This window comes from Paenarthrobacter sp. TE3676 (genome assembly GCF_056279165.1).
The window spans coordinates 327,159-347,257 of the sequence record NZ_JBWBQU010000005.1 but is presented as its reverse complement, the minus strand read 5'-3'; the positions used below and the strand labels follow the sequence as shown (position 1 = coordinate 347,257).

General features: G+C 62.9%; 16 protein-coding genes and 1 riboswitch. Of the genes, 8 read left to right on the top strand and 8 right to left on the bottom strand.

The genetic code is table 11. The features are described from left to right. The first annotated feature begins 3 nt into the window (after positions 1 to 3). The 3 genes from ACZ881_RS14380 to sucD all read left to right on the top strand — a co-directional run bounded on the left by ACZ881_RS14380 (position 4) and on the right by sucD (position 3,051). The gene (locus tag ACZ881_RS14380) at positions 4 to 702 is read left to right on the top strand and encodes a hypothetical protein (protein ID WP_476116500.1); all 699 of its coding nucleotides are present in this window, start codon (positions 4 to 6) and stop codon (positions 700 to 702) included. A 264-nt stretch (positions 703 to 966) separates the two neighbouring features. Beyond that, entirely contained in the window at positions 967 to 2,136 is a 1,170-nt protein-coding gene (sucC, locus tag ACZ881_RS14375) for an ADP-forming succinate--CoA ligase subunit beta (RefSeq protein WP_476116422.1), read from the top strand. A gap of 12 nt (positions 2,137 to 2,148) precedes the next feature. Further along, entirely contained in the window at positions 2,149 to 3,051 is a 903-nt protein-coding gene (gene sucD, locus ACZ881_RS14370; protein ID WP_091465756.1) for a succinate--CoA ligase subunit alpha, read from the top strand. 138 nt (positions 3,052 to 3,189) lie between these two features. Here sucD and ACZ881_RS14365 read toward each other — a convergent pair whose 3' ends face one another. Both ACZ881_RS14365 and ACZ881_RS14360 read right to left on the bottom strand, forming a co-directional pair. Next, positions 3,190 to 6,123 (bottom strand): DUF7402 domain-containing protein, encoded by a 2,934-nt coding sequence (locus ACZ881_RS14365; protein ID WP_476116420.1) that lies wholly within the window; start codon positions 6,121 to 6,123, stop codon positions 3,190 to 3,192. A 120-nt stretch (positions 6,124 to 6,243) separates the two neighbouring features. After that, a complete protein-coding gene (locus ACZ881_RS14360) occupies positions 6,244 to 7,035 on the bottom strand; it encodes a gamma-glutamyl-gamma-aminobutyrate hydrolase family protein (protein WP_476116418.1) in 792 nt (263 codons plus the stop codon). A gap of 77 nt (positions 7,036 to 7,112) precedes the next feature. Here ACZ881_RS14360 and ACZ881_RS14355 point away from each other — a divergent pair, with 77 nt between their 5' ends. Then, positions 7,113 to 8,246 (top strand): LOG family protein, encoded by a 1,134-nt coding sequence (locus tag ACZ881_RS14355; protein WP_476116416.1) that lies wholly within the window; start codon positions 7,113 to 7,115, stop codon positions 8,244 to 8,246. Between the two features lie 4 nt (positions 8,247 to 8,250). On the opposite strand, the gene ACZ881_RS14350 is transcribed toward ACZ881_RS14355, so the two are convergent. The 3 genes from ACZ881_RS14350 to ACZ881_RS14340 all read right to left on the bottom strand — a co-directional run bounded on the left by ACZ881_RS14350 (position 8,251) and on the right by ACZ881_RS14340 (position 11,450). After that, positions 8,251 to 9,252 carry a matrixin family metalloprotease gene (locus ACZ881_RS14350; RefSeq protein ID WP_091465761.1) on the bottom strand — a complete coding sequence of 334 codons (1,002 nt, stop codon included), beginning with the start codon at positions 9,250 to 9,252 and terminating at the stop codon, positions 8,251 to 8,253. Positions 9,253 to 9,304: 52 nt separating this feature from the next. Next, entirely contained in the window at positions 9,305 to 10,141 is an 837-nt protein-coding gene (locus tag ACZ881_RS14345; RefSeq protein ID WP_091467561.1) for a matrixin family metalloprotease, read from the bottom strand. 142 nt (positions 10,142 to 10,283) lie between these two features. Then, complete coding sequence (locus tag ACZ881_RS14340) at positions 10,284 to 11,450, bottom strand: VIT1/CCC1 transporter family protein (RefSeq protein WP_091465762.1); 1,167 nt, start codon at positions 11,448 to 11,450, stop codon at positions 10,284 to 10,286. A 255-nt stretch (positions 11,451 to 11,705) separates the two neighbouring features. On the opposite strand from ACZ881_RS14340, the gene ACZ881_RS14335 reads away from it, so the two are divergent. Beyond that, positions 11,706 to 11,897, top strand: a complete 192-nt coding sequence (locus ACZ881_RS14335; protein WP_420180330.1) for a hypothetical protein — start codon at positions 11,706 to 11,708, stop codon at positions 11,895 to 11,897. On the opposite strand, the gene ACZ881_RS14330 is transcribed toward ACZ881_RS14335, so the two are convergent. Beyond that, on the bottom strand, positions 11,894 to 12,205 hold the full coding sequence (locus ACZ881_RS14330; RefSeq protein ID WP_476116413.1) for a hypothetical protein: 312 nt from the start codon (positions 12,203 to 12,205) through the stop codon (positions 11,894 to 11,896). The two genes, ACZ881_RS14335 and ACZ881_RS14330, sit on opposite strands and share 4 nt — an antisense overlap. Before the next feature lie 16 nt (positions 12,206 to 12,221). Continuing rightward, positions 12,222 to 12,341: riboswitch (SAM riboswitch) on the bottom strand. A gap of 304 nt (positions 12,342 to 12,645) precedes the next feature. Further along, entirely contained in the window at positions 12,646 to 14,163 is a 1,518-nt protein-coding gene (locus tag ACZ881_RS14325; protein WP_476116411.1) for a sodium:solute symporter family protein, read from the bottom strand. Between the two features lie 267 nt (positions 14,164 to 14,430). Here ACZ881_RS14325 and ACZ881_RS14320 point away from each other — a divergent pair, with 267 nt between their 5' ends. After that, positions 14,431 to 15,006: a helix-turn-helix domain-containing protein gene (locus tag ACZ881_RS14320; protein WP_024819844.1), complete on the top strand. Its 576-nt coding sequence runs from the start codon at positions 14,431 to 14,433 to the stop codon at positions 15,004 to 15,006. An 86-nt stretch (positions 15,007 to 15,092) separates the two neighbouring features. Here the strand turns inward: ACZ881_RS14320 and ACZ881_RS14315 are convergent, their stop codons facing one another. Next, a complete protein-coding gene (locus tag ACZ881_RS14315; protein WP_476116408.1) occupies positions 15,093 to 17,066 on the bottom strand; it encodes an APC family permease in 1,974 nt (657 codons plus the stop codon). A 217-nt stretch (positions 17,067 to 17,283) separates the two neighbouring features. Here ACZ881_RS14315 and speB point away from each other — a divergent pair, with 217 nt between their 5' ends. Continuing rightward, entirely contained in the window at positions 17,284 to 18,354 is a 1,071-nt protein-coding gene (speB, locus tag ACZ881_RS14310; protein ID WP_429331426.1) for an agmatinase, read from the top strand. Then, a complete protein-coding gene (locus ACZ881_RS14305) occupies positions 18,351 to 20,054 on the top strand; it encodes a thiamine pyrophosphate-binding protein (RefSeq protein WP_476116406.1) in 1,704 nt (567 codons plus the stop codon). The genes speB and ACZ881_RS14305 overlap by 4 nt, the downstream gene beginning before the upstream one ends. Positions 20,055 to 20,099: the final 45 nt, after the last annotated feature.

Below are 20,099 nucleotides of genomic sequence, written 5' to 3'. Positions count from 1 at the left end.
ATAATGAGGGGCATGCGACGGACTGTTTGGGGGATCCTGGCCGCCTTGATCATGGTGCTGGCCACCGGGTGCTCTTTCGCCACCGAAGATCCCAACTATGTGCCGCCGGCTCCGTTGCCGCCGCTGGAACAGCTCCAGCAGGTTCCCGTCACTGAGCAGACCACCCTGTCCGCGGGCGAGGATGTCACAGCGTTCATCACTGCTGACAAGAACATTGTGTGCGCCCTGACATCTTCCCGGGGCGGGCACCTCAACCTTCCGTATGAGGCCAACTCCTACTCCGACGCGGCCAACAACAAGTTCGCAGTTGTTCCTGTGGCGCATTGCGAGCTGGCCAAATATGCCAAACCGGACCTGGATGACATCGTGGAGGACTGCGCGGGAACAGGCCTTGGCTACCTCGGAGGGACGGCGCTGTTGACTCCGGAGAAGGCCGTCTACGGCTCATGTCGTTCCGGCGTAACACAAATGGAGTCCGAGTTCGGGCCAAAGGGCAGTGGCGGGGGTCCCATTTCCAAACTCCGGGAGCTTCCGGACGGGCAGAACATCGAGCGCAACGGTCTCCGGTGTTCGGCCTATAACGGCGGCGTTGCCTGCGGAAACGTCTCAGGTGGCGTGGCATTCTTCGTAAACCGCGAGGGATACCAGTTGATTTCCGACGGCGGCAAAACGGTCCGCGGGAACCTGAACGAAGCGTCCTGAACCGCCCCCGAACGCCCTTCGACAGCCCAAAAACCGCGTCATTATGCGGTTTTTCTACATCCGATAGAAGTGTAAGGTTACTCACTTAACAGGTAGTGTGTAGCTGGCGGGACTCCTCAAAGGGCTAAAGTTCCGAGAGGACCTTACGCAATGTGACCGGCTTCAATCCCGGTTGTTACCGCGTACTTTCCGCAGCTGGCTATCGCGGTCATCGCGGTTCCCGGCTGAACAGAAAACTACTTCGACGTAGAAGGACACTAAACCGTGGACCTGTTTGAATATCAGGCGCGCGATATGTTCGAGGCGCACGGTGTACCCGTGCTCGCCGGCATCGTGGCGCACACTCCTGAAGAAGCGAAGGCAGCTGCCGAGAAGATCGGCGGCGTAACTGTCGTCAAGGCACAGGTTAAGGTTGGTGGCCGCGGCAAGGCTGGCGGCGTCAAGGTTGCCAAGACCGCCGAAGAGGCGCTTGAGCACTCCACCAACATCCTGGGCATGGACATCAAGGGCCACACCGTCAACAAGGTGATGATTGCCCAGGGTGCTGACATCGCCGAGGAATTCTACTTCTCGGTCCTCCTGGACCGCGCCAACCGCAACTACCTGGCCATGTGCTCGGTAGAAGGCGGCATGGAAATCGAGCAGCTTGCAGTCGAGCGTCCCGAGGCCCTGGCCAAGATCGCCATCGACCCCGCTGTGGGCATCGACCAGGCCAAGGCTGACGAGATCGTCGCAGCTGCAGGTTTCGCGGAGGAACTGCGCGGCAAGGTAGCCGACGTCATTCTGAAGCTCTGGGACGTTTTCAAGAAGGAAGACGCAACCCTGGTTGAGGTCAACCCGCTGGTCCGTACCGGCGCAGGCGAAATCGTTGCCCTCGATGGCAAGGTCACCCTGGACGAGAACGCTGACTTCCGCCACGTGCACCACGCACACCTGGAAGACAAGGACGCGGCTGACCCGCTCGAGGCCAAGGCCAAGGCGCAGGACCTCAACTACGTCAAGCTGGACGGCGAAGTAGGCATCATCGGCAACGGCGCCGGTCTTGTGATGTCCACCCTCGACGTCGTTGCTTACGCCGGCGAGAACCACGGCAACGTCAAGCCCGCCAACTTCCTGGACATCGGCGGTGGAGCATCCGCCGAGGTCATGGCCAACGGTCTGGACGTTATCCTTGGCGACTCCCAGGTCAAGAGCGTGTTCGTGAACGTCTTCGGTGGCATCACTGCTTGTGACGCCGTGGCCAAGGGCATCGTCGGTGCACTGGCTGAGCTCGGTTCCTCCGCGAACAAGCCGCTGGTCGTTCGCCTCGACGGTAACAACGTTGAGGAAGGCCGCCGCATCCTGACCGAGGCCAACCACCCGCTGGTTACCCTGGCCGCCACCATGGACGAGGGCGCCGACAAGGCCGCCGAGCTCGCCAACGCAGCTAAGTAAAGGGACGCGACAATGTCTATCTACCTCAACAAGGACTCCAAGGTCATCGTTCAGGGCATCACCGGCGGCGAGGGCACCAAGCACACCGCCCTGATGCTCAAGGCCGGCACCAACATTGTTGGTGGCGTCAACGCCCGCAAGGCCGGCACCACGGTCCTGCACGGCGACAAGGAAATCAACGTCTTCGGCACCGTCAAGGAAGCCATCGCTGAAACCGGCGCTGACGTCTCCATCGTCTTCGTTCCCCCGGCATTCACCAAGGACGCCGTGGTTGAAGCCATCGAAGCCGGCATCGGCCTCGTCGTTGTCATCACCGAAGGTGTGCCGGTTCAGGACTCCGCCGAATTCTGGGCACTCGCCCAGTCCAAGGTGGACGCTGACGGCAAGCAGATCACCCGCATCATCGGACCGAACTGCCCCGGCATCATCACCCCCGGCGAGGCCTTGGTCGGCATCACCCCGGCGAACATCACGGGCAAGGGCCCCATCGGCCTCGTGTCCAAGTCCGGTACCTTGACCTACCAGATGATGTACGAACTCCGCGACCTCGGTTTCTCCACCGCGATCGGTATCGGTGGCGACCCCGTCATCGGCACCACGCACATCGACGCCCTGGCAGCTTTCGAAGCTGACCCGGAAACCAAGGCAATCGTCATGATCGGTGAGATCGGTGGCGACGCTGAAGAGCGCGCAGCCGACTTCATCAAGGCCAACGTCACCAAGCCGGTTGTTGGCTACGTAGCCGGCTTCACCGCTCCCGAGGGTAAGACCATGGGTCACGCTGGCGCCATCGTGTCCGGTTCCGCCGGTACGGCCCAGGCAAAGAAGGAAGCTCTCGAAGCCGCTGGTGTAAAGGTCGGCAAGACGCCGTCCGAGACCGCCAAGCTGCTGCGCGAAGTTTACGCAACGCTCTAGCCTTTACAGCTAGCTCACGACGACGGCCCGCCGCCTTCCGCACGGAAGGTGACGGGCCGTCGTCGTTCTTTAAGTCAGCTGACGCGGGCCGAAGAGTCTGGGGGAAAACTCCGACCCGCGCCAGGTCCATGGGGCTGGCTAGGCGATGATCTTCATGGCCTGCCAGCCGGTGCCGAGGCTGATGGGCGGAACGGTGCTGAAAGTTCCACTGCCTGTGCCTGGATAGAGCCACAGGGTGTCTGCGATGCGGCCTATGACGTCGTTGCTGCCATCGCCGTCCAGGTCCCGGGGCCCGGCCATCGATGTTCGGTTGTCCCAACCCGTGGAGATTTGCTTCCATTGCAGCCATCCGCGGGTTCCGTTTCCGGGGTACAGCCAGAGGGCGCCAGTGTCCGAGCGCCGCGCCAGCACGTCTCCCTTCCCATCTCCATTAAAGTCCCCTGTGCTGAAGATTGCATTCATAACATTCCAGCCGGATCCAATGGTGGTGGGTGTCCGCTGACCACCGGTGCCGTTGCCTTCGTAGAGCCGCAACTCCCCTGAGCTGAGCCGGCCAATGAAGTCCGGAATGCCGTCGCCGCTGAAGTCTCCAGGGGAGAACAGTTGGCTCATGGTGCTCCAGCCGGTACTGACCTGTACCCGGGCCCCGAAACTGCCTGCACCGTTACCGGGGTAGAACCACAGGACGTCACCGGCACGGGCAAGCAAGTCAGGTTTGCCATCCTTGTTAAAGTCGCCCGGGGTGATGGTGTCAGTCACGGTGGACCAGGCAGGTGCCGGGAGGGCTACTTGCCGGGGCAAAAGGCCGCCCGCGCCGTCCCCTGGGTAAAGATACAAATTGCCGGCGGTGTCGGAGGCCAGGACATCGGCTTTACCGTCACCGTTGTAGTCATGGGCCGACGGCGGCCCGGCTGCGGGCACGGTGTACGTCTGGGTGCCCACGGACGAGGTGTTGCCGGCCGTGTCCACCCCTATGTACTTGAGGACGAGGTTGGAACTTCCCATGACAATCGGAGCCGCGTACTTGATGTTCGTGGCTGATTCCGTTGCCGTGGGCGTGCTGCCATCGGTGGTGTAGTAAATGGCAGCTCCGGGTTCATTCGCCGAGAGGGTGATGGTGGCCCCGCTGGCCAAGGCGCGGCCGGTGGGGTTGGCTGTGACCACAGGAGCTGTGGTGTCCGGCGGAACCGTGTACGTCTGGGTGACCACGGCGGAGACGTTCCCTGCAGGATCCGTGGCGAAGTACTTCAGCGTCATGGGTGCCGTGCCGGGGAACGCTATCGGTGTGGAGTACACCTGCCCGGCAGTCAACGGGTCGGTACCATCGGTGGTGTATTTGATCACCGAGTTCGCTTCATTGACCGTGAGGGTGATGGTGGTGCCGGGAGCGTAGGCGCCGCCCACGGGGCTGGCTGTTACCACCGGTTTCGTCACATCCGGGCCCGTGGAGTAAGTCTGGGTGACCACGGCGGAGGGATTGTTCGCGGTGTCTACGGCGAAGTACTTCAGGGTCCTGGGCCCGTCGAGAGTGATTGTTGCCGTGTTTGGATAGCTGACCTTAGTCGGGGTCGCCGTAGTAGGCGTGGACCCGTCGATTGTGTAGTAGATGGTGGCAGGTTCATTCACGGCCAGTGTGACCTTTTGCCCGATGTCGTAGGTGCCGCCCGCGGGTGTGGCTGTCACCACGGGAGCAACAACGTCTGCGGTGATGTGCGCCTCGAACTCTGCCAGGCCAACGTTGGTGGTGGACCCGCTGACTGAGCTGATGTTGAAGCGCACGGAGCTGACGGTCCTGGCAGGAAAATTCACTGTCAGCCCGGATCCGTTATTCGGGAGGGCAGAAACCGGGACGGTGCTGCCATCCGAGAAGGTGAGATTGCCACCGGTTACCTGGTCGCTTGTTAGCGGACGATCAAAAAGCGTCACCGCGTTGATGGTCCGTGCAGGGGTGAAGTTGTACTGGATCCAACTGCCTGACCTGCCGCCATTGGTGACCCACTCCCGGTTGGCGTCCATGGGGGTTCCCCAGGCATATCCGTCCCGTGCTTTCTCCGGACTTTGTCCCGAGGCTCTCTGAGAGGACGCTGAGACGGTTGTTCCCGCCGATTTCGCCGCGTTGCCGGTCCACTCGATGGCTGTAATGTACTGCCGTTTGAGCCAGTCGCTGTACGGCACGTCGGGGCAGATGTTCCCGCACAGGAACTCGTCGAATTCGGCAAAGTGCCTGAAGGTGTTGACCTTGCTGGTGAGTTCGGCGCCAGTGACGTTTTGTGCGTACTCGTCGATGACATAGGCATCGTAGGCGGACGAGGTATGCGGTCCGGTGTAGGCGCGAGTGGCCAACTGACCGAATTTTGCCGCAGCCCAGTGGTCGCTGTGGTCATAGGGGGTGGTGAAATTGCCTGTCCAGTCCTGGGTGCGGAACGTGGTGGGTTTGTAGTTGGCCACCAGCCGGTTCAACACAGTCTGCAGCAGCGATTTCGAATACGTGGCCGATCCGTCCACAGGCCGAATTGAAGAAATGCGTCCGTCCCACAACTTCAGGATGCTCTGGCCATTGAAACGGCTGCTGCCATTGCCGTTGGGGAATCCGTCCGGAAGCCTCAGGAAAACCACCGAGATATTGGGCGCCGCGTTGAGCGTGTGGACAGTCACCGGACGCTCGGGTACACCGGCGTCCGAAGCCGTCCATGCATTGGCGACCCCCGCCATCAAGGCGTAGCTTGACCGGATCCCGTCCTCAAGACCGGCCCAATACGATTGGCCTTCTCCGGCGTCGCCCGCTGTGAGGTAAATCGTCTGGACGCAACGCTTTGCTTGGACATCCCGCATGAAATCGGGGCTGATAAAGATCAGGTCATCGTCAGTATGGGCAACGATCTGTTGGGCACCGCCGGTCCCGGGACAAGGCGGGACGGCTGCCGCGGCGGGCTTGGCAAAGCCGAAGACAATTGAAGAAAGGGCAACAGAAAGGCCCAGCATAAATCCAAGGATTCGCCGGACGAAGGAACGGGTGCCGATGAGTGATAAGCGGGTATGACGACGAGCGTATTTTGGACGGTCCACAACCATGCTCCTTGAGCAGATGTTGGGCCCCCCAGCCGGCAAACTTACGACGCCCCCAGGACGTCATTTCGAATGGAGTTATACACTGCTCCGCCTATCACTGGTACGAAAGCGATGCAGTGAGCGCTACTGTACTCCGGCAGATGGGCCATGGGTAGGGTTCCGGCAAACATCCACAAAATTCCTGAAGGGCAACAACCGCTCAGCGTCGGGCAGCTGGGACGCCTCTGGATGCCATTGGACCGAAACGACCCACCGCGAAGGGTCTTCCAAGGCTTCCACTGTTCCATCGTCCGCAACGGCTGTGACCTGCAGACCTTCGCCTACCCGGGACACGGCCTGATGGTGTCCGGAGGCGATCTTGATGGTACTTCCGTCAGGAGATCCATACAGGCCCGCAGTCTTGGAACCGGCTGTCAGGAGCACGTCGTGCCAGGCCCATTCGCTGGCCTCGGGATCATGAGGATCCAGGCCGTTGTGGTTGACCGCCGACGGTGCCATGTCCTGGATCAGTGTTCCACCGTAGAGGACGTTCAGCAGTTGGTGTCCACGGCAGACGCCTAACAGCGGCAGCCCGGCGTCGATGGTTGCTCTGGCAACGTCCATGTCCAGGTGGTCCTGCTCAGGGTTCACATCGTAAAGGGAATCGTCAGGATCCTGCCCATAGAGGCGTGGGCTGATGTCGCCGCCTCCCGGCAGCAACACGCCGTCGAGCGTTTGCATCTCGGTGGCCAGCCGCCCGGCACTGTCAGCGGAAACGGGGGTCAACAGCACCGGAACTGCGCCTGCCTCGCGCAGCAGGTCCACGATGTACGTAAAGAGCTGGTTGGCTTCACCCACGCGGGCGTCGGGGGTGTCCGAACTACTGAGACGGACCGGAACGCCGATGCGCGGACGCACAACTCTTGAACTCTTCATGCTTCATGATGCACCGGACTGCTGCCGCACACCCAAACACCCGGCCGTGGTGCCCGGCGGACCACTACGCTGAAACCATGAATCGCTCCGGAGCCTTGAACCCGAGTCCGCGAACGCTCGACATTGAAAGCGTGGTCCACTTCCACCAACTGGTAAGCGCCGGGGCCGGGTCCATGAACGGCTGGCATGCACAGTCTTTGGACCTTCGGGGCTATTCACAGGACCTCAAGGCGCTGAATCCCCAAGGGGCCATCTTCCTGGGATGCACTTTCGACGACGGCGTGGAAGAAAGCCTCCGCCGGCGGGGAGCCCTGATCTTCCCCCAGCTTCACAAGGTGCCCTTCAACCCGTACCGAAGCAGCGTCTACTCGGCCAGTGAACTGTACGAGGACATCACCGCCACGGAGTACGAATCCACCCTCGATGCCCGCGTCTACGAATGGAGTATCCTGCCCGGGCAGCGGGGCAGCCTGGACGCCACCCTCGCCGCAGCCCTGCACGATCACGCCATTGGCGACGCCTTGGACGAGCTGCTGGACCATGGCGCGCTCTCCGGGAGAAAGATGGTTGGCGTCATGGGCGGACACGCCGCGCAACGGGGCACCAATGCATTCGCCGACGCCGCGCAGTTGGGACGGCTGCTGGCCCAAGCGGGCTTTACGGTAGCCACAGGCGGGGGCCCCGGCGCCATGGAAGCAGCCAACCTTGGTGCCTACTTGAGCGGACTGCCCGACGCCGACTCCACGGCTGCGCTTGAGTCGCTCGCCGCTGTGCCGGGGTTCAGGCCCTCCGTGACGGCTTGGGCGCGGCAAGCAGCCGCCGTCGTCGAACGTTATCCCGGCGGCACCCCGACGCTCGGAATTCCAACATGGTTCTACGGTCATGAGCCGCCGAATTTGTTCGCCACCCACATCGCCAAATACTTCGCCAACGCCGTCCGGGAAGCGATCTTGCTGGAGCTCTGCAATGGAGGGATCGTGTTCCTCCCGGGCGCGGCAGGGACGGTGCAGGAGATCTTCCAGGACGCGTGCGAGAACTACTACGGAGCCCCGGAGACCATTACTCCCATGGTGTTGGTGGGCCGCGAACACTGGGAACGGACCTTTCCTGCCTGGCCCATGTTGCGCAGCCTCGCGGCCGGGAAGCCCATGGAGGACAGGATCTTCCTGGTGGATACGGTGGAGGACGCGCTCGCAGTGGTCGTCGGGTAGGTCCTCAGAAGTCTTTGCTGCAGGGGCCCGTGCCCAGCTGGGCCAAACCAGTCCGGTCGCCCGCAGCGTACCCGCGTACCCAGGAGGCTTGGTCGAACATGAGCTGCCGGGGATCGTCCACGTGGTCCAAGCCGAGGAGGTGCCCCAGCTCATGCATGATGACTGCTACGCCGATCTCTTCTCCGCTGGGAGCGTCCACGATGTCCGCGAATTGTGGGGCATCCAGGGACACCGTGCCCGTGACGTAGGCCTTATAGCCGTTGCTGAGGCCAATGGAAGAGCTTCCGCCAAGGCCCACGGTCTGCCCGCTCAGGCGTGGCACCTGCTCCGGCGTGCTCCACGCAATGAGTACGGGAGCCCAGCGGTCTCCGTACCTTTCGGGCTGGTACCCGGATCTGTTGGGGGAAGGAACTTCGGAACTGGGGCCGTCGTAGATGAACTTCAATCCTGTGGCTTCGCCGGCCTGTCGCACGGCTTCTTCCACCAGCGGCTGCCAGGAGGGCGGTGCGAGGTCCGAGTTGATCACATAGTGGATGGGCCGGCACGGCGAGTACGCCAGCGGAGTTCCGTCTTCCTTGACGGCCAGGAACTTGTACGACGAACTGGGGCGGTTCAGAGGTGCCGGCGTTCCAAGCGGTGCGTCGGCTTCCTCTAGTCCCGGAACCGGCTCCTGGCGCTGGCCGAAAGGTGCCAGCCCGGGGCGGGGCGCCTGGCTCTGTGTGGCGGATGATCCGTACAAGAGCTGGTGGAGTTCGCCGCTGAAGTAGGCTCCCGCGCACACCAAGCCGAGCACGCTGAAAAGGAACAGGATGGCCGCGATGCTGCTGTGCTTGATCGGCGGCCTGACCGGTGGAGGCTCCGGCGGGCGCGGGGCATGCGGAAGGTAATTCGGACGAGGGGGATCGGGGTCCGGCCACTTGGGCGACCCATAAGGTTCCATGGAACCCCCTGACGTGGCGGCTGCGACGGGAAGTGGGGCGCCGCCGTCGGCCGTATTCGTCAGCATAAGTCCCACTCCACCGGGAGTCCATGCCGGGAATGCTTGAAGCGTGAACGAGTCAGATGTCCTTGCGGCAGGGTGCCGAGGCGAGAAGATGAAGGCCGTTCAGGTCGCCCGCCGCAAGGCCGTCGGGGGCGCCGATTTCCGGGTACATGAGTTGGATCGGGTCATCCACATGGTCAAGGCCCATGACATGGCCCAGTTCGTGTTGCATGACTGCCAGGACGTAGTCGGCCCCGCCGGGACTCGCGAGCAGTTCCGTTACCTGTGGGGTGTCCAGCTCCAGGCTCCCGGTGATGTAGCTTTTGGGTCCCTTGTTGAGGGAGTACATGGTGCTGCCTCCCGTGCCGATGACGTTGTCTGCCAGCGCAGGGGCTTCCACCGGTGTGGTCCACGAAATCAGCAGGGGAGCCCACCGGTCGCCGTATTTGGACGGCTGGTAGGGCTCACGCCGGTCCACTGGCAACTCGTCAGTGGTGCCGTCGTCGATGAACTGGATGCCGGACGCCGCAGAAATATTCGCCAAGGCGGCGGTCAGGAGGGCGTCTGAGCCAATGGGTGCGGACGCATCGTTGACAACGTAATGGAGCGGACGGCAAGGCGAGTAACCTACCGGGGTGCCGTCGTCGTTCGTGGCCAGGAACTTGTACGAATCGTTGGTGGTGCCGGGCGCTGAAGGCGAGGCCAGTGGGGCGTCCGCCTCCTCAAGTCCGGGCGGCGGCGCGTCGAGGGGGCGCGCCGGTTCGGCTCCACCCGGCTGGTCCTCTGTGGTTCCCGGCACGCTCACGCCCGGGAACAGCGCGGTGATGCGAGGGTCGCCCTGCAGGAATCCACTGACCAGAACGGCGACGACGGCGGCAATGACGGCCATGAGGACGCCGCGGAGAACACGCAAGGCTGTTCCAGTGCGGCGGTGCTTCGGCACGCGCATTGCTTCCCGCTCCGGGTCCACGGTTCTCCATTCCTGATGCCCTGGTCACGCGGGGCAGCGCGGAGGACGAACCAACATTACGGTCTCCGGACCGAGCCGTCCAAACTTAGACGATCGCTGCTCCGAACGCCAAGCCCAGACCATACGTGGCCGCCGCCGCACCCAGGCCGATGGCAAGCTGGCGGAGCCCGCGGCTCAGCGGCGAGGTTCCGGACAACAAGCCGACGACGGCGCCGGTAGCCAGGAGCGCGATACCCACCAGAACGCCGGCCACCAGCAAGGCGGCGATGCCCGTCATGCCGAAAATGAACGGCAGGATGGGCACAATGGCGCCCGAAGCGAAGAAGCAGAAGCTGGACATCGCTGCACCCCACGCCGAACCGACGGATTCATGATCGTCAGTGGGTGGCTTCTCCGGCTGCAAGGAAAGGCTGGGATCGCAGTCGCAGCTGAACAATCCCATGCGCTCGGCAGCACGATGCTCCGCGGCTTCACGCGTCATGCCACGGGCCAAGTACACCAGGACCAGCTCGTTGTGCTCGATGTCCAATGACGGTGCCGCGGTCAGAGTGGCCTGCGTGGGAAGGGTCGCGTTAAGGAGCTCCCGCTGCGAGCGGACCGAGACGTATTCGCCCGCACCCATGGAGAGGGCCCCGGCAAGGAGACCCGCGACGCCACTCATGAGCACCACGGGGCTGGGCACGCCGGTTGCGGCCATGCCCATGACCAGGGAAAGGTTGCTGACCAAACCGTCGTTGGCGCCGAAAACGGCCGCGCGGAAGGTTCCGGAGAGCCGGTTGCGTCCGCGTGTGGCCAAGCCGCGGACTACTTCTTCGTGGATTTGTTCATCGGCCACCATGGCAGGCGTCGCGGCAGGTTCGGTGCCGTACGGGGAACGGCCTTCGGCGCGCTGTGCCAGAGCGAGGACGAACACTGAACCGAAGTTGCGGGCCAGGAAGCCCAGGAACTGGCTGCGGGTGGAAGCTGCCTTGGGCATACCGGCATGCTCGCCAAGGAGCTTGAGCCAGTGGGCTTCGTGCCTGCCTTCGGCTTCGGCCAGGGCGAGCAGGATTTGGCGTTCTTCGCCGTCACGTCGCTGGGCCAGTTCGCGGTAGACGGCGGCCTCGGCACGCTCATCGGCCAGGTACTGCCGCCACCGGCGGATGTCAGCGTGCGAGGGCGGCGCGGGTTGCGTGCCGGCGTTTTCGGCGGTTGCCGGTTCGGGGGTGGGGTCCGGAGCGGAGCTCGACGAACTGTGGGATTCCTGGTGCATCTGCACTTTGTCTCCTGTGCTTGGTGGGGTAGTTGCGGCCCCATTGCACGCCCCACACTACCGCTTATCCGCGCGGATTTTTGGCTGGTATTCCTTAACTGGAATGTTCGGTGCACCGTAATTTCCTTGACCCTCGACTGTGCCGGTGCTCAGATGGAAGGACAGGGGCGGGGCCCTTCCGCCACTGGATTCCTGCATTCGGGTCAACGGGCTGAACCGCCCACCAGAACAGGCCCACGAGACGGAGGTTGCACCATGAACACCACCGAATCACACGCCAACTACCCGGAACGGACAACCATTGAGTCCGACCCGGCCTACGACTACGCCGAAGACCAGGAAGTGGACGAACCCTGGGTAGAGGAAGTGGACGCCCCCGAGGACGACGAACGCGTTGTCCCCATAGACGAAACCGAAGAGTTCCGCGAGGAAGACGAGGAAGCTTAGGTCTGTTTCCCGTGCCCTAGTGTGAAGTGACGTTTGACGCCCGCCCGTTTTCCGACGGCCGCAACAGTCACCGTTAGTGTCTTGGACGACTCACACCAGTGCGTTGGCCGGACGGCTTGGGCCAACGCCTGCGCGATGAGTTGCGGTTGGTCATGTCTGAACTGCTCGGTTCCAGCATTGGCAGTGATGGTCACCGTGCCCAGGAAGAGGTCGACGGCGGGGATCACCGCGACCGTGGGGGTGGCCGTTCCGGCCGGGGTACTGGGTGCTGTGGTGTTTACCGGGGTGGTATCGCCTTGGTACGGCAAGGGACTGCTCCTTGGGGGAGTGCTCTTGCCCGCTCGGTTGTCTCTGGTCCGGGACGGGCCGCTTCCTCATCCGAACCACCCGTGAACATGGGGTTGGTGTGTGGCCAGTCGGAGCTTGGCACCACATCTCTTGAAGCTGGGACCACCCTACCGCATTGGTGTTCGGCCACCCGCTGTGGGGTGTGTTGATGGGCCTGCTCTGCTCACTATGGGTGGGTTTGGCGTGCAGAGCGGGCCTTCCAAGGGGTGGGCGCGTGTTGTGGGCCTTGGTGTGTTGTGGGGCCTGCTTTGCGCTCTTTGGGGTGGTTTTGGCGTGTAGAGCGGGCCTTCCAGCGGGTGGTTCCCGGACATAGCGCAACGGCGGCGCCGCCCCAAAAAGGGGAGGCGCCGCCGTCGAACTTTACTTGTTTCCTGAACCTTGCCTAGTTCTTTGTGCCCGCCTAGGAAGCGGGGGTGGTGAGCTCTTCTTCGGCCACGCGGGTACCGGCAACGCGATCCGTCCAGGCCTTCATGACTGCCGGATCCGTGGGCTTGCTGGCAAGCGAGATCACTACGTACACCAAAGCCGAGGCGATCAAACCGAAGTAGATGGGCTCGTTGGCGTAGATGCCATCGAGGGGAACTTCGGCGTTGATCTCAAGGATGATCATGGTTCCGAGGGTTACCACTGAACCGGCCGCCATGGACCATGCTGCGGCGATGCCCGTTCCACGCTTCCACACCAAGCCGCCAATGATGGCCACGAGGAGGCCGCCAACCAGGATGTCGTAGGCAATGGTCAGTGCGGCCACCACATCCTTGGTGGAGATGGCGATGATGATTGCGACGATCCCCAGGCCGAGTACCCAGTAACGGTTGGCCTTGACGTCGTGCTCAGGGTTATCGGAGTCGGAGGTGTCCACCTTCTTGCCAAACCAGCTGGCAACGAAAGGCATTACGTCGGCGCGGGCAACGGTTGCAGCAGCAATCAGTGCGCCTGACGCCGTGGACATCATGGCGGCCACAGCTGCGGCAAGCACCAAGCCGCCGATGCCGATGGGCAGGAGCCGGGTAGCGACCTCTGCGTAGACGTCGTCCTTGGCAGCGATTTCGATGCCGGAGAGGGCAACGCTGGCGGCCATGCCGATCAGGGCACCTGCGAAGCCGTAGAGGATGCAGTAGACGCCGGCGGTAGCGCCGCCCCAGCGGGCAACTGTGGGGTTCTTGGCGGTGAACACGCGCTGCCAGATGTCCTGGCCGATCAGGAGGCCCAGTGTGTACACGACGAAGTAGGTGATGATCGTCTGGAGGCCGATGCCGCCGATGTCGAAGAAGCTCTCATCGACGCGGGCTCGGATGCCATCGAGGCCACCTGCGGCGTTCAGGGCGAAGGGGAGCATGAGGAAGAAGATTCCCACGGTCTTGATGACGAACTGGACCTGGTCGGCCAAGGTGATGGACCACATGCCGCCAATGGTGGAGTAGACCAGCACGATTGCGCCGCCGATGGCGATGGCGAGCCAACGCTCCCAGCCGAAGAGGACCACGAAGATGGTGGCGTAGGCGCCGGTGGACGTGGCACACAGCATCAGCGTATAGGCCAACATGACTATGCCCGAGGTCTGGGTGGCCGTGCTGCCATAGCGGAGGGTCAGCATCTGCGAGACCGTGTAGATCTTGAGCTTTTGGATGGTTCCGGCGAAGAGCAGGCTGAGCAGTAGCACGCCTGAACCGATGGCCACAACCAGCCACATGCCGGAGATACCGAACTTGTAACCGAGGCCGACGCCGCCCACGGTGGATGCGCCACCGAGGACCACTGCGGCCATGGTGCCGGTGTAAAGGAAGGGTCCCAGGCGGCGGCCGGCCACCAGGAAGTCGCTGTTGTTCTTGGTGCGGGACTTGCCCCACCAGCCGAATGCCAGCATGGCGAGCAGGTACACCACCACGATTGCGATGTTTATAGCCGAAGATTCCATGAACGGTCCTTGGAGCTGATGCACGGAGGTTGGGGTTTTCGACGATACTCCTGCGAAGCGTCGAAGTCTCTGTGCTGACGATTGGAGATTGGGGGATGTGTTGTGTGCCTCACAGACAACACTTGTTGCCTATGAGGATATGTTGTGATGGGAGTAACAGTCAAGATCCTTTGGTCATGCTTTCGCGTATTCTGGCGCTCTTGTCCTGTCTCCCGGCTACTATTGCTCCAATGACAGGGCCACATGACAGGCCTGAAAGGTTCGTGAATGAAGGCTCTACCCGTTGAACCGAGCAATGTTCCCGTTGCCATCGGTTCCAGAATCCGCGCAGCCCGGCAAGCGCAGCGGCTCACCATCGAGCAAGTGGCGGATGCTACCGGCCTGACCAAAGGCTTCCTCAGCCGTGTGGAGCGGGACCTGACATCGCCGTCGGTCGCCTCGCTGGTCACTCTTTGCCAAGTGCTGTCCGTATCCGTGGGGGACCTGTTCGCAGCTCCGGAGACACACCTGACCAAGCGCGACGACGGCCCCCGCATCTCCTTGGGTGGCCAGGGCATCGTGGAGCGTTTGTTGACCGCCCGCTCCGAACGTCGGCTCCAGATCCTGCAGGCAACCATCGAGCCGCGTGGCCGCGGTGAAAACGAGCTTTATGCCGTGGACTGCGACGTGGACGTCCTGCATGTGGTCAAGGGCCGGATCAAGCTCATCCTGACCAATGAGGAGTACGACCTCGAAGAGGGGGACACGCTCTCCTTCCCGGGCCGCGAACCCCACACCTGGATCAACCCCACGGACGAGACCGTGGAGGTGTTGTGGGTGCTGGTGCCGGCAGCGAGCCGCTAGGCCACCCCTCGCGAGGTGACAGATAATGCCCATGTTTGCAGCAAACATGGGCATTATCTGTAGTATCGGCGCGCGGATCCGGGCGGTTAGCCCACGTGCACCCACGGCCGGCGGGTGATGTCCGGCTCGGCTTCCCTCAGCACTTCGCGTGTTACCGGCGCAATCTCTCCTTCGCCAAAGAACAGGAACTTGCTGAGGTTGGAAATCGGGTTGCCCTCGGTCCAGCGGAAGTAGATGTGCGGCATGAATCCGGTGACGTCCCGGATGTGGAGGAGTACTGCGGCCACGGTGTTAGGCACGTTGTTGCTGTGCACTTCCAGGATTTTGAACCCGTGCCGGAGCTTGCCCACAACTTGGAGTTCCTGCTCGAAGTCCGAGCTGTCGTCCACGATGACTTCGATGAAGACGGCGTCGCAGTCAACGGGCAGGTGGCTTGCCTGCTGGGCGTGCTGAAGCTTCTCCCTATAACGGCTTGCACTGAGGTGCTTGGGCTCGTGGGCAATGATGCGAACGGGGCCTTCGGAAGCGTTGGCCGTGAATTCGAGGGCTTTCTCGTCCATCTTGATGTGCGTGGCCCGGAGCTCGAAGGCGCGCCGCATACGGGAGGTAAAACTGACAACCATGATGCCCAGGATGAAGAGGGCTGCAATCTTCAGGCCGTCGGGGCGCTCGATCGAGTTGACCACGGTGGTGTAGACGAAAACGAGCGAGATCAGTCCAAATCCAATGACCTGCGCCCGCTGCTTCTTTCGCCGCGCGGACAGGGTCACGGCTATTGAAGCCGAGGTAATCAGGACCAGCACGCCCGTGGCGTACGCGCCACCCTGGGCGTTGACGTCCGCCTGGAAAATGATGGTGACGATGAAGGCGATGACCGTGAACACCAGAACCAGTGGACGGAGAGCCCGGGCCCACGCAGGTGCCATGCCGTAGCGGGGCAGGTAGCGGGGGACAAGGTTCAAGAGCCCGGCCATGGCTGACGCGCCGGCGAACCACAGGATGGCAATGGTGCTGACGTCATAGACAGTTCCGAAGCCGTCCCCAAGGAACTTGTGAGCGAGGTAGGCCAGCGCGCGGCCCTCGGCCTTGCCGCCGTCTTGGAATTCTGCGGCGGGGATCAGCATGACGGTGGTGAAGCTGGAGGTGATGAGGAACGAGCTCATGATGATGGCGGCGGTGGTGAGGAGCTTGTGGGCGCCCTTGATCCGGCCTGCCGGGTTGGCTTCGGTGTCTGTGGCGTGGCCCTTGATCTGGGGCATGACGGCAACACCGGTTTCGAATCCGGAGAGTCCCAGTGCCAGGCGCGGGAACACCAGCAGTGCCAGGGCAATCATCATGATGGGGTCGCCGTGGGAGGTGGTGAGTGCGGTCCACCAGTCGGTTATGACGCCTGATTCCGTGAAGAGGTGGGTCATGGATACGGCGATCACCACGAGGTTGAGTGCAAGGAACGCCGCCACCAGCACTACTGCCACATTGATGGCTTCCTTGAATCCGCGCAGGAAAACGACGCCCAGGCCGGCGATCAAAGCCAGCGTGATGACCACTTGTTGGCCTTCGAGGAAGTTCGGCGCGAAGGGGTTCTCGATGAGGTGGGCTGTGGCGTCGGCGGCGGAGAGCGTGATGGTGATCATGAAGTCGGTTGCGGCGAAGCCAAGGAGGGCAAGGACGAAGAGCTTGCCTCCCCATCGTGGAAGCAGGCGTTCAAGCATGGCGATGGACCCTTCGCCGCGCGGGCTTTCCTTGGCCACGCGCCGGTAGACGGGTAGCGCGCCGGCCAGGGTTGCCAGGACCAGAAGTAGCGTGGCCAGCGGGGAGAGCAACCCGGCGGCAAGGGCGGCGATGGCCGGCTGGTAGCCGAGGGTGGAGAAGTAGTCGAGTCCGGTGAGGCACATGACCTTCCACCAGGCTTGCGGCTTATGCGAGTCCGCAGGCCGGCCGTGAGGTCCCTGCCGTTTCCCTGAGGTGTCCGGCATTCCTTCCAGCAGCCAGGATTTGAGCTTGAAGGAATTTTTGGGCTTATCGGCCGGGTCGGCCGGGGGCCTCGTCAGGGTGGTCACGGTGTCCTTTCGTGCAGCCGGATGCTGCGTCCGCTAGGAGCGTATGGCCGTATTCGACGCCGGGACCCCGGTTTTTATGGAATCTTAACGCCCGCTGTGACCGGCATCTCATGCTGAACGCAGCCGAATCTCTTGTAAACATGTGATGCATATAAGGCAACTTCGAGTGTATGATGGGAGTCACAGCAACTGATCCAACTCGAAGGAGAGGCATATTTTGGAAGAGCTTCGCATTACGGCCAACGGGAACCTTGGACCCATCGATTCATCCCGCATTCCGCGTTACGCCGGTGCCGCCACCTATGCCCGCCTGCCCCGACTGGACCAGGTCTCCAAGGCTGACGTCACAGTAGTGGGCGTTCCCTTCGACTCCGGTGTCTCCTACCGCCCCGGGGCGCGCTTCGGCGCCAACCATGTACGCGAAGCCAGCCGACTGCTGCGCCCGTACAACCCTGCCTGGGACGTCAGCCCCTTCGAGAACATCCAGGTTGCCGATGCCGGCGACATGGCCGTGAACCCGTTCAACATCAACGAGGCAATCGAGGCTGTCCAACAGAACGCCCTGGACCTCACGGCCAACGGCAGCAAGCTGGTAACCCTCGGTGGCGACCACACCATTGCACTCCCGCTCTTGAGGGCAGCAGCGGAGCGGGCAGGCGAGCCCATTGCGATGCTCCACTTCGACGCCCACCTGGACACCTGGGACACGTACTTCGGTGCCGAGTACACTCACGGCACCCCGTTCCGCCGCGCGGTGGAAGAGGGCATCCTGGACACCGAAGCCATCAGCCACGTGGGTACCCGCGGCCCCCTGTATGGCAAGAAAGACCTCGACGACGACCACCGCTTCGGCTTCGGAATCGTCACCTCCGCTGACGTCTACTACCAGGGCGTTCTGGAAACCGTAGCCAAGATCCGTGACCGCATCGGCAACCGCCCGCTGTACATCTCCGTGGACATCGACGTTTTGGACCCGGCCCACGCGCCCGGCACCGGCACCCCCGAAGCCGGCGGCATCACCAGCCGCGAACTCCTCGAAATCATCCGTGGCTTCCGCGGCATGAACCTCGTTGGAGCGGACATCGTTGAAGTTGCTCCTGCCTACGACCACGCCGAGATCACCGGTGTTGCAGGCAGCCACGTAGCGTACGAGCTCGTGACCCTCATGGCGGACAACGCCGTGGAAGGCGACCGCCAAGGTGCCCCGAACGGTTACGCGCAGCAGGCGCTCGGCGCTCGCATGGCCGAACTCGCACAGGCAACCGCAACGGCCGGGGACCAGCGATGATTGATTTCGATCCCGGCACAGCAGCCCCCACCAAGGGCACCAACCAGCGCAACGGTGGGGACCTCGTCGTCGAGACCCTTGAAGCGCTGGGCGCGAAGACCGTTTTCGGTATCCCTGGCCAGCACGCGTTGGGTTTGTTTGACGCCATGGGCCGCGGCAACCTGCACTTCGTGTCTTCCCGCGTGGAGAACAACTCGGCGTTCGCAGCTGATGGCTACTCGCGTGCCACCGGCGAGGTGGGTGTGCTGTTCCTGTCCACCGGTCCCGGTGCGCTGACTTCCTTGGCAGGTTTGCAGGAGGCGTACGCCACGGGTGTTCCCATGGTGGTTGTCGCCAGCCAGATCCCGCTCGATGGCCTGGGTGCACGCCGCAAGGGCATGTTGCACCAGCTTGATGACCAGAAGGCATCGGCCGCGAACGTCACCAAGAGCCAGCGCCTGATCCAGCACGCCTCCGGTATCCCGTCGGCGATCCAGGACGCCTGGACCGAGGCGATTTCCTCGCCGCAGGGACCGGTTTGGATCGAAATCCCGCAGAACGTCCTGCTGGATCCGATCATGGTGCCCCCTGTGGAGGACGCGCTCGCCGAGGCATTCGATAACCCGCCGCGTGTCGAGTTGGTCCGCGAGGCCGTGAAGTGGCTTTCGACGGCGGAACGTCCGGCGATCATCGCCGGCGGCGGTACACGTCGTGGCCGGGCCGAGAAGTCGCTGCTCTCGATTGCCGAGCAGCTGCGCGCGCCGGTGATCTGTACTCCCGGCGGCAATGGTGCGTTCCCGTGGACCCACGAGTTGTCGTTGCAGTCGTGGATCGAGGACCGGTACATGACCGATGTCCTGGAAGACGCCGACGTGTTGATCGTTATTGGCTCGTCCTTGGGTGAAGTGACTTCCAATTACTTCACGTTCGAGCCCCGCGGCCGCATCATCCAGATCGACGCCGAACCCCGGGTCCTCGAATCCAACCGGCCGGGCTTGGGCATCCGCGCCGACGCCGGCCAGGCCCTCGCGGCCTTGGACGAGGCTCTGTCAGCAGCCGGCGCTGCGGACGCAGTAACCCGGTCCTGGCACGGCACCAGCCCCGAAGACGTCGTCAAGGAATCCCTGGCCAAGGTCAAAGCGCGCCTGGAATCACAGGATCTGGCCAAGGAACTGAAGTTCATGGCCGATATTCGCGAGGCCGTCCCGGCTGACATGCAGACGTTCTGGGACATGACCATCTCCGCGTACTGGGGCTGGAGCTGCTGGGACGCCCGGCAGGGTCAGTTCCACTCCGCCCAAGGGGCCGGCGGCCTCGGCTACGGCTTCCCGGCGGCAATCGGCGGTGCCGTGGGTCTTGAGACCACGGGCAAGCCGAGTCGCGTGCTGGCCGTATCCGGTGACGGATCTTCCATGTACTCCATCTCCGAGCTCGCGACCGCCAAGCAGCACAACGTCCCGGTCACCTGGCTGATCGTGGACGACGGCGGCTACGGCATTCTGCGCGAATACATGGTGGGCGCCTTCGGCCAAGCCACCGCCACCGAACTCGCCCGCCCGGACTTCGTGAAGCTCGCCGAGTCCTTCGGAGTCCCGGCCCGTCGGGTTGCCCCTGAGGAAGTGGGGGACGCGCTTAAAGCGTCCTTCGAAGCGGACGGACCCAACGTCGTCGTGGTTGAAACATTGCTGAAGATGTTCGGCCCTACGCACCTGGACGACTAAACCGACTAACGCCACCAAAACAGCTAGCCCCCGCACGGAACACGT

Bases quoted from the DNA above. Each gene is read 5' to 3' on its own strand.
- ACZ881_RS14380 (WP_476116500.1), top strand. From the start codon at position 4: ATGAGGGGCATGCGACGGACTGTTTGGGGGATCCTGGCCGCCTTGATC.
- sucD (WP_091465756.1), top strand. From the start codon at position 2,149: ATGTCTATCTACCTCAACAAGGACTCCAAGGTCATCGTTCAGGGCATC.
- ACZ881_RS14365 (WP_476116420.1), bottom strand. From the start codon at position 6,123: ATGGTTGTGGACCGTCCAAAATACGCTCGTCGTCATACCCGCTTATCA.
- ACZ881_RS14360 (WP_476116418.1), bottom strand. From the start codon at position 7,035: ATGAAGAGTTCAAGAGTTGTGCGTCCGCGCATCGGCGTTCCGGTCCGT.
- ACZ881_RS14355 (WP_476116416.1), top strand. From the start codon at position 7,113: ATGAATCGCTCCGGAGCCTTGAACCCGAGTCCGCGAACGCTCGACATT.
- ACZ881_RS14350 (WP_091465761.1), bottom strand. From the start codon at position 9,252: ATGCTGACGAATACGGCCGACGGCGGCGCCCCACTTCCCGTCGCAGCC.
- ACZ881_RS14340 (WP_091465762.1), bottom strand. From the start codon at position 11,450: ATGCACCAGGAATCCCACAGTTCGTCGAGCTCCGCTCCGGACCCCACC.
- ACZ881_RS14335 (WP_420180330.1), top strand. From the start codon at position 11,706: ATGAACACCACCGAATCACACGCCAACTACCCGGAACGGACAACCATT.
- ACZ881_RS14325 (WP_476116411.1), bottom strand. From the start codon at position 14,163: ATGGAATCTTCGGCTATAAACATCGCAATCGTGGTGGTGTACCTGCTC.
- ACZ881_RS14320 (WP_024819844.1), top strand. From the start codon at position 14,431: ATGAAGGCTCTACCCGTTGAACCGAGCAATGTTCCCGTTGCCATCGGT.
- ACZ881_RS14305 (WP_476116406.1), top strand. From the start codon at position 18,351: ATGATTGATTTCGATCCCGGCACAGCAGCCCCCACCAAGGGCACCAAC.